The organism is Microcoleus sp. PH2017_05_CCC_O_A (genome assembly GCF_020738785.1).
In the GTDB taxonomy this organism is placed as follows: domain Bacteria; phylum Cyanobacteriota; class Cyanobacteriia; order Cyanobacteriales; family Microcoleaceae; genus Microcoleus.
Genome location: NZ_JAEQCB010000296.1, coordinates 1 through 3069, shown reverse-complemented (window position 1 = coordinate 3069; position 3069 = coordinate 1). Strand labels below are relative to the sequence as shown.

The following is a 3069-nucleotide window of genomic DNA, read 5'->3' as shown; positions in this document are numbered from 1 at the left end:
ACAGCCAACTTTGCACTCAACAACCGAGATACAATCAGAGAACTATCAAAACACCACGAAATCGCCTCCCACGGCTTTTACCACTCTCAATTTAGCCTCGAAGATTTACAAAAATCAAAGCAAACCTTAGAAGAAATAACGAATACTCAAGTCACTGGATTCAGGATGGCAAGACTTCAGCCAGTTGACGACATAGAAATAGAAAAAGCAGGCTACGAATACAACTCCTCAATGAATCCTACTTACATCCCCGGCAGATACAATAATCTATCTAAATCCAGAACTGCATATTATACGAATAAACTGCTCAACCTTCCCATTTCAGTCACTCCTATGATCCGATTTCCGGCTTTAAAAACTTTCCTCTGTCAATGATACAATTGGCAACCAAGCTAACGCTAGAAACAGACTCGTATCTGAACATCTACTTTCACCCCTGGGAATTCACAGATATTTCCCAGTTTAAATTACCCGGTTACGTCAAAAAAGACTCAGGCAGCAAAATGGTTGACAAACTAGAAAAATACCTTACCAAGCTTAAAACCCAAGGCAAATTTATTTCTATTTCCGAATTTAAGCACAACTTCAGTCAACCAGGGCTTGATCGCTCCGACTAAAGAAACCGGGTTTTTCAACTCTTATTAAGGGTTTGAGCCAAGTATTTTGGCGAAAAACCCGGTTTCTGGCAACTTGTCGATAAGTCCTATCAACCTTAGAAAAAATATCGGTGCAGTAAAAAATATGAAATTCAAACCTCTCGACTCGTGGAACAATCAAACAGGATTTCGTCAAGTTACAATCCTAGCAGCGATTTTTTTTATATTAGTTTTAACTTTCAGCATAATTCGCTACGAAAGCTTCTTAGCATCCTACGATCACGGCCTATTTAACCAAGTATTTTGGAACAGCATACACGGCAGATTCTTTCAAAGTTCCCTGTCATCAGGCGCCTCCAGCGCCTCGCTGATAGACAGACAACTGTCATCTCCATCTTACATCCATTTAGGGCAACACTTCGTTATCAATTTTCTAATTTGGATGCCGATTTATGCCTTGTTTCCATCCCCTGTTACCCTGATAGTTTTGCAAGTAGCTTTAATCGCCGCCGCCGGAATAGTTTTGTATCTTTTAGCAAGACATTATCTATCTGTTCCCCTGTCGGTAATGATAGTAGCCAGTTATTACGGAGCAAATGGTGTAATAGGCCCGACGCTGGGAAATTTTTACGAACACTGCCAACTTCCTCTATTTATATTTAGTTTGCTGTTAGCTTTAGAAAAGCAAAAGTGGGTGTGGTTTTGGATTTTTGCAGCGCTGACGTTAGGAATTCGCGAAGAAACTGGAATTAGTTTGTTCGGAATCGGAGCTTATTTAATAGTAAGCCGCCGCTATCTGCGAGCCGGAATAGCGCTGTGCGTGTTGAGTTTTAGTTATGTTTCGCTGATTACCAATGTTGTGATGCCCATGTTTTCTGACGACAATTCCCGGCTTTACTTAGCTAATTTTTTTAGGAAATTCGTCAAAACAGAGAATCCGTCTACGCTGGAACTGCTGTGGGGGATCGTTACCCAACCTCAAATTATAATTGAGGTATTTTTTAACGATTTAGAAAGGCGGATCAGGTTTATTTTAGGTTTGTGGCTGCCGCTGGCATTTATACCTGTTGTTTCGCTGCCAGCTTGGATTATGTCAAGCTTTCCTTTGCTGGTTCTGCTGGTGCAAGTTTACAATAAATCAGCGACTTCTATCAATACTCGCTATACCTTAAGCGTGATTCCTTTACTGGTTTATGCTGTAATTTTATGGTGGTCGGAACATCCAGAAAGATTTAAACCGAGGCTGCACCGTTTTTGGATTGGATGTATTGGATTGTCGCTATTATTTACCTTGACTTCCAATCCCTATGGGGCTTTGTATTTTCTGTCGCCTTATTCTTTTAATCCTTTGGTTTATCAATCCTTGCCGGAGCAATTAGAACACGCCACAGACCTGCAAACCGTGCTAAAATTGATTCCGCAAGCTGCTAGCGTTTCGACAAGCGGTTACATAGTTTCTCACCTTTCGGGTCGCAGAAACCTCATCCGTTTAGAAGTGATGCAGTTTCGAGATGAAGAGGGAAAGGTAGTCGATGTCGATTATGCGCTGTTAGATTTGTGGCAGTTGCAGCAGCATAATTTAAAAGTTCCGCTGGATCGGGGTAGAGTTAGGGGGGCAGTGCGTTTTACAGACGAAGCTCTGCGGAACGGTTCTTACGGAATTGCTGAAGTATTGGACGGAGTTGTTTTGGTTCAAAAAGGGATTACTTCTAAGCCGGAAGTTTTGGCGGCTTGGTCGAAATTGCGGCAGGAAATTCAACCGTTGATGAAATAGTCGGAAGAAATCGATCGCCCACAACGACTAAACTCCAGAAATAGACACATATTAACCTTTGGAAAATCAATAGGCCGGAGCTATGACATCCTATGCAACCTCTACAGCAAGAGCCGAGATGAGTGAGATCCGGCGCTTGAAAAATATACTGCCCCCAGAACTCCAAAGTTGGGTAACAGTAGAAAAAACAATAGAAGTTAATCCCACCCTAATCCGTAGCGAAGAAATAGGCAAAGACCAGGTAGAAATACAGATAGACCTGATCCGCTGGGAACAGCTAGCAATGGATCAGCGCAACCTCCTATTTTGGCATGAAGTCGCCCGCATCCAAAACGACACCATCCCCAGAGACGGTTGGGAAATGGCGGCTCTGGCGATCGGTTTAGGCGGCGCCGTCGGCGAACTTTGGGTGCAAGACGGCTTGCTGCTGGTACTGGCCCTATCTTTGTGCGGCGTCTCCGGCTGGAGACTTTACCAAAAAAACAACGGAGACAAAAGTTTAAAAGAAGCAGTAGACGCTGACGAAAAAGCTCTCACCCTCGCCACTCGCTTCGGCTACACTCTGCCAAACGCTTATAAAAGCCTCGGTAGTGCCTTAAAAACCTTAATCGAGCAAACCTCCAAAAAAACTCAACGGGCTAAATACGAAGCTCGTCTCCAGGCCCTGAAACGCAACGCAGCCAAAGCCAAAGCCAAAGT

Annotated in this window: 3 protein-coding genes and 1 pseudogene; all 4 read left to right on the top strand. The window is 43.4% G+C overall.

The genetic code is table 11. The features are described from left to right. Positions 1–375, top strand: a pseudogene (locus JGK20_RS34050) (polysaccharide deacetylase); the annotation flags it as partial. Next, on the top strand, positions 372–617 hold the full coding sequence (locus JGK20_RS34045) for a hypothetical protein (RefSeq protein WP_293233805.1): 246 nt from the start codon (positions 372–374) through the stop codon (positions 615–617). The pseudogene JGK20_RS34050 and the gene JGK20_RS34045, both read left to right, overlap by 4 nt. A gap of 124 nt (positions 618–741) precedes the next feature. Continuing rightward, on the top strand, positions 742–2370 hold the full coding sequence (locus JGK20_RS34040) for a DUF2079 domain-containing protein (RefSeq protein ID WP_293233803.1): 1629 nt from the start codon (positions 742–744) through the stop codon (positions 2368–2370). 82 nt (positions 2371–2452) lie between these two features. Next, the coding region (locus JGK20_RS34035) for a DUF3318 domain-containing protein (RefSeq protein ID WP_293233801.1) at positions 2453–3069 on the top strand (617 nt) is incomplete at its 3' end.

Coding starts and splice junctions, on each gene's coding strand:
- JGK20_RS34040 (WP_293233803.1), top strand. CDS start 742: ATGAAATTCAAACCTCTCGACTCGTGGAACAATCAAACAGGATTTCGT.
- JGK20_RS34045 (WP_293233805.1), top strand. CDS start 372: ATGATACAATTGGCAACCAAGCTAACGCTAGAAACAGACTCGTATCTG.